Here is a 4,997-nt window from a genome sequence, read left to right on the forward strand (position 1 = left end):
CCCAGCCCTCAGCGGGGCTGGGTGATTCACCAGGTGCGGCCGGGGGAGACCTTGGCGGCCCTGGCGGCCCGGTACGGCGCGGAGGTCGAGTCCATCCGGGCGGCCAGCGGTCTGCGAGCCCCGCCCCGCGTCGGCGACGAACTGCGCATCCCCCTCGAGGCCCCACGGGCGGCCCCGCGCTACCCGCCGGGCGTGCGGCTACACCGGGTGCGGCCCGGCGAGACCCTCGACGGGCTGGCGCGGCGCTACAGGGTGAGCACCCTCGAGCTGGTCTCGGTCAACCCCGGCTACCGCGACGTGCATGAACTTCGTGCGGGTGACCTGGTGGCGATCCCCGGCGAGGAGCGGGGCGTGATGATCCGCTTGGCCGAGGGCGACGACCTTGCGCGGGTGGCCCGCCGCTCCGGGCTGCCGCTGGCCCGGCTGGTTCGAGCCAACGGGCTGTCCCACCCGCTCGAACTGGCGGCGGGCGACTGGCTGCTGCTGCCCGGAAAGGCCAACGGCCAGGACTACCAGCGCCTGCTCGCGGCGGAGGAGGAGAAGCGCCGCCGGGCCGTCGCCGAGGCCCAGCGCCGTGAGGCCCGGCAGCGCCCGGCCCGAGAGCGCGTCCGCCAGACGGTGCTCGACCGCCCCGGCCGCAGCACCGGGGCGGCCCGACTGACCCCCGCCAACGCGGCGGTGGCGGCGGGTGGATACCGCTGGCCGCTGGGCCGCTACGTCATCACCACCTACTTCGGCGTGCGCGGGGCCTTCCAACGCCGCCACAGCGGTCTCGACCTGGCCGCCCCTTATGGCAGCCCGGTCTACGCCTCCCGCTCGGGGCGGGTGGACACCGCTGGGTGGAGCCCGGTCGGCTACGGCATCCACGTGGTCATCGGCCACGGCGGGGGGGTCGAGACCCTCTACGCCCACATGTCGGGCACCGCCGTGCGAACCGGTCAGTGGGTGCAGCGGGGGCAGGTGATCGGCTACGTCGGCTCTACGGGCTGGTCTACCGGCCCCCACACCCACCTCGAGGTGCGGGTGGGCGGGCAGCCCCGCAACCCGCTGGCCTTCCTGCCCTGAAGGAGTGCATACACCCATGAACCCACCCAACAACAGCCCCCTCGGCGGCAGCGCGGCCCTCGAGGGCGTGATGATGAAGGCCAGCGACGCCTGGGCCTTGGCGGTGCGCCTGCCCGACGGCACCATCCACACCGAGCGTCACCCCGAGCCCGCCCTGGCCAAGCGCTACCCCTGGGCGCGGCTGCCCCTGCTGCGGGGGGTGGTGGCCCTGGTGGACTCGATGGGGCTGTCCTACCGCGCCCTCAGCCGCAGCGCCCAGTTGGCCGGTGAGGAAGCCCAAGCCAGTTCCAAGGCCGCACTCTATTCCACGATGGCGGTCTCGCTGGCGCTGGGGGTGGGGCTGTTCATCGTGCTGCCGGGCTTCCTGGCCGGGCTGCTGGTCAACGCCGCCGCCAGCCCGGTCGGCTACAACGCCCTGGCGGGCCTGATCAAGGCGGGGCTGCTGGTCGGCTACCTGCTCCTGATCGGGCGGCTGCCCGACATGCAGCGCTTCTTCATGTACCACGGGGCCGAGCACAAGGCCATCGCGGCCCACGAGCGGGGCCTCGAGCTGACCGTGGCCAACGTCCGGGCCATGCCCGCCTTCCACCCCCGCTGCGGCACCACCTTCATCGCCTTCGTGATCCTGTCCAGCGTGGCGGTGTACAGCCTGGTTCCCGCGCAGGAGGTGCTGTGGTGGCGGCTGGGCTCGAGAGTGCTGTTCCTGCCGCTGGTGGCCGGGCTGGCCTTCGAGCTGCTGCGCTGGAGCGCGGCGAGCCGCAACCCCCTGGCCGACCTGCTGAGGGGGCTCGGCTTCCGCTTCCAGATGCTCACCGTCAAGGAGCCCACCGACGACATGATCGAAATCGCCGTCGCCAGCACCCAGGGGGCGCTCAGTCCGTCGGTCGCGGGCGGGAACGCCGGCGGCGCACCCAAAAACGTTCTGTGACTACCGAGATCCGCTCCGCGCCTTGAGCTGCTATGCTGACCACACCCGAGAAAGTCTTCTTCCTGCTGCTGGTGCTGGCCGCCGTCTACTTCGGCGGCGGGGCGCTCTACCGCGTGTACAAGGCCATCCGGCGCGGGGCTCCCGAAGATCGCTTCGACAACCTGCCGTCGCGGCTGGGCCGCGCGCTGTGGCAGACGATCACCATGCAGACCGTCTTCAAAAAGCGCCCCTGGGTGAGCCTGCTGCACAGCTTCGTGTTCTACGGGTTCGTGTTCTACCTGTTGGTGAATCTGGTGGACGTGCTCGAGGGCCTCTTCCCCTTCAAGGCTCGAGGAGGCTTCTGGAACGGCTTCAACCTCGTGGCCGACATCCTCACCGCCTTGATCCTGGTGGGCATCGTGGGCCTGATGATTCGGCGCTTTTCCGGCGGGGGCCGCAAGACCTTCACCTGGCGCGAGAAGACCCCCGTCCACGAGAAGGTGCGCGGCGGCATCCCCACCGACTCGGCCATCGTGGGCAGCTTCATCTTCTTCCACGTCGGCAGCCGCCTGATGCACAAGGCCGCGCAGTCGGCCAACCTCGACTACGGCCTCGATCCCTTCCAGCCGGTGGCGGGCTTCGTCTCGAGGGTCTTCGGCGCGGTGGACGTGGATCAGATCGTGATCCTCGAGCACCTCTTCTGGTGGTTCGCCATCGGCTCGATCCTGGTCTTCATCCCCTACTTCGCCCGCTCCAAGCACCTCCACCTCTTCCTGGCCCCCCTCAACCTGGCCTTCAAGAAGGAGAAGCCGGGGGCGCTGGTGCCCATCGCGAAAGACTTCGAGGCCCTGGAGAAGATGGAGAAGTTCGGGGTGGCCAAGCTGGAAGACTACTCCTGGCCCCGCCTGCTCGACGCCTACAGCTGCATCATGTGCAACCGCTGCCAGGAGGTCTGCCCCGCGTATGCGACCGGTAAGGCCCTCTCCCCGGCCGCCATCCTGATCTCCGAGCGCTACGAGCTCAACGACATCCTGCCAGTGTTTTCTGACGGCAAGGAGAGCCCTAGAGCGCTGATGGACTTCGCCATGAACGACGAGTCCATCTGGGCCTGCACCACCTGCAACGCCTGCGTGGAGGTCTGCCCGGTCGGCAACGAGCAGATGCTGCACATCGTGGACGTGCGCCGCGAGCGCGTCATGATGCAGGGCGAGTTCCCCGCTCAGCTCAACAACGCCTTCAAGGGCATGGAGCGCAACGGCAACCCCTGGAACCTCGGCCAGGACAAGCGGATGGGCTGGACGGAGGGGCTGAACTTCGACGTGCAGACCGTCACCCAAAACCCCGAGGCCGAGGTGCTCTACTGGGTCGGCTGCGCCCCCTCCTACGACCCCAGGGCGCAGAAGACCGCCAGGGCCTTCGCCGAAATCCTCCAGGAGTCCGGCACCAACTGGGCCGTGCTGGGCAAGCAGGAGAAGTGTACGGGTGATGCCGCCCGTCGTTCGGGCAACGAGTTTTTGTTCATGCAGCTCGCCACCGAGAACGTCGAGACGCTTAATGCCGCGATGGAGGCCAAACCCAAGACCATCGTCACGACCTGCCCGCACTGCTTCCACACCCTCGCCAACGAGTACAAGGACTTCGGCGGGACGTATCAGGTCAAGCACCACTCCGACTACATCTCCGAGCTGATTGACGCGAAAAAGCTCGAGATGATCCCGATGGCCGGAGAAGTGACGTATCACGACCCCTGCTACCTCGGGCGTCACAACGACGTGCTCGAAGAGCCTCGAGAGGTCATCGCGGCCACCGGCCTCAAGCTCCACGAGCCCGAGCGCAGCGGCAAGAACTCCTTCTGCTGCGGGGCGGGCGGGGCGCAGTTCTGGAAGGAGGAGGAGCCCGGCGACGAGCGGGTCTCGGCCAACCGCTACCGCGAGCTCAAAGCGACGAAGTCGCCCACCATCGCGGTGGGCTGCCCCTTCTGCATGCAGATGATGAACCTCGAGACCGCCCAGGAGCCCGAGGGCCAGGCCCCGAAGGTGCTGGACATCTCCGAGCTGGTGGTGCAGAACCTCAAGCGGAAGCCCGAACAAGCGGGCGAGGCGACAGATTAGCGGTGTAACCCACGCCCCGCGTCTGACTCAGGCGCTAAGAAATGCCCGCTGCACGAACCAGAACAGCCCAGCCACGATGGCGAACAGGGAGATGGCCCGTTGCATAGTCGGCTGCCAGCGCCAGCGGGCCAGCAGGGTCAAAAATAGGAACGCCGGGATCACCACCATCAGTTGCCCTATCTCGACCCCTAAGTTGAAGCTCAACAGCGAAAGCAGGAAGTTGGCTTTGGGCAACTCGATCTCCGCCAGGATTCCGGCAAACCCGAGGCCGTGGAACAGCCCGAAGCCGAAAGCCGCGATCCAGCGCCGCTGGATAAGCCGTGCGGTGTCCCTGTGTTGGAGGTTCTCGAAGGCCACGTAGGCAATCGAGAGGGCGATCATGCTCTCGATCAGCCTCGAGGGCAGTTCCACCAGGCCAAGGGTGCCCAGGATCAGGGTGACTGAGTGGGCCAGGGTGAAGGCGGTGATGACCTTGAGCAAGTAGCCCAGACCGCCGCCCAGGGCCACCAGCGCGATCACGAACAGCAGGTGATCCCACCCGCTCAGGATGTGCCCGACACCCAACTTGACGAAGCTGGCGAGGGTCTGTGGGGCGGCCTCGCCGACCAGGGCGAAGCGGCGGCTGTCTGGCCGGAACACGACATCCTGCACCTTCCCCTCGTGCAGGACGGTGGCGACACTACTCGCGGTGGAGACTCCCGGCAGGAACAGGTTGTAGTCAATCTCGAGATTTGAGACTGGTTCGGCCCAGCGGTAGGTCAGCAGCAGGCTGCTGTGGGTGCCACGCTGCGGCCCCAGCCTGGGCAGGGGCTTTCCTCCCGCAACAGGCGACGCGCTCACCTGGCCCTCGGTTCCGCTCGAAGTCATTTTTATCTTGCCGCCAAAGAAAGCGCTGAGCTGGCTCTGGTGGCGGC

The 4,997-nt window shown here is 67.8% G+C and carries 4 protein-coding genes; 3 read left to right on the top strand and 1 reads right to left on the bottom strand.

Annotation, left to right across the window (positions count from 1 at the left end):
* From Q0288_RS04885 to Q0288_RS04895, 3 genes are all read left to right on the top strand, one after another.
* The coding region (locus Q0288_RS04885) for a peptidoglycan DD-metalloendopeptidase family protein (protein ID WP_299428030.1) at positions 1–1,065 on the top strand (1,065 nt) is incomplete at its 5' end.
* Positions 1,066–1,081: 16 nt separating this feature from the next.
* Entirely contained in the window at positions 1,082–1,993 is a 912-nt protein-coding gene (locus tag Q0288_RS04890; protein ID WP_299428033.1) for a DUF1385 domain-containing protein, read from the top strand.
* A 32-nt stretch (positions 1,994–2,025) separates the two neighbouring features.
* A complete protein-coding gene (locus Q0288_RS04895; protein WP_299428036.1) occupies positions 2,026–4,083 on the top strand; it encodes a (Fe-S)-binding protein in 2,058 nt (685 codons plus the stop codon).
* Positions 4,084–4,110: 27 nt separating this feature from the next.
* Here the strand turns inward: Q0288_RS04895 and Q0288_RS04900 are convergent.
* Positions 4,111–4,997, bottom strand: an 887-nt coding sequence (locus tag Q0288_RS04900; protein ID WP_299428039.1) for a HupE/UreJ family protein, incomplete at its 5' end; no start/stop codon positions are given.

The sequence above is a fragment of the uncultured Meiothermus sp. genome (assembly GCF_937863175.1).
In the GTDB taxonomy this organism is placed as follows: domain Bacteria; phylum Deinococcota; class Deinococci; order Deinococcales; family Thermaceae; genus Meiothermus.

Coding starts and splice junctions, on each gene's coding strand:
- Q0288_RS04890 (WP_299428033.1), top strand. CDS start 1,082: ATGAACCCACCCAACAACAGCCCCCTCGGCGGCAGCGCGGCCCTCGAG.
- Q0288_RS04895 (WP_299428036.1), top strand. CDS start 2,026: ATGCTGACCACACCCGAGAAAGTCTTCTTCCTGCTGCTGGTGCTGGCC.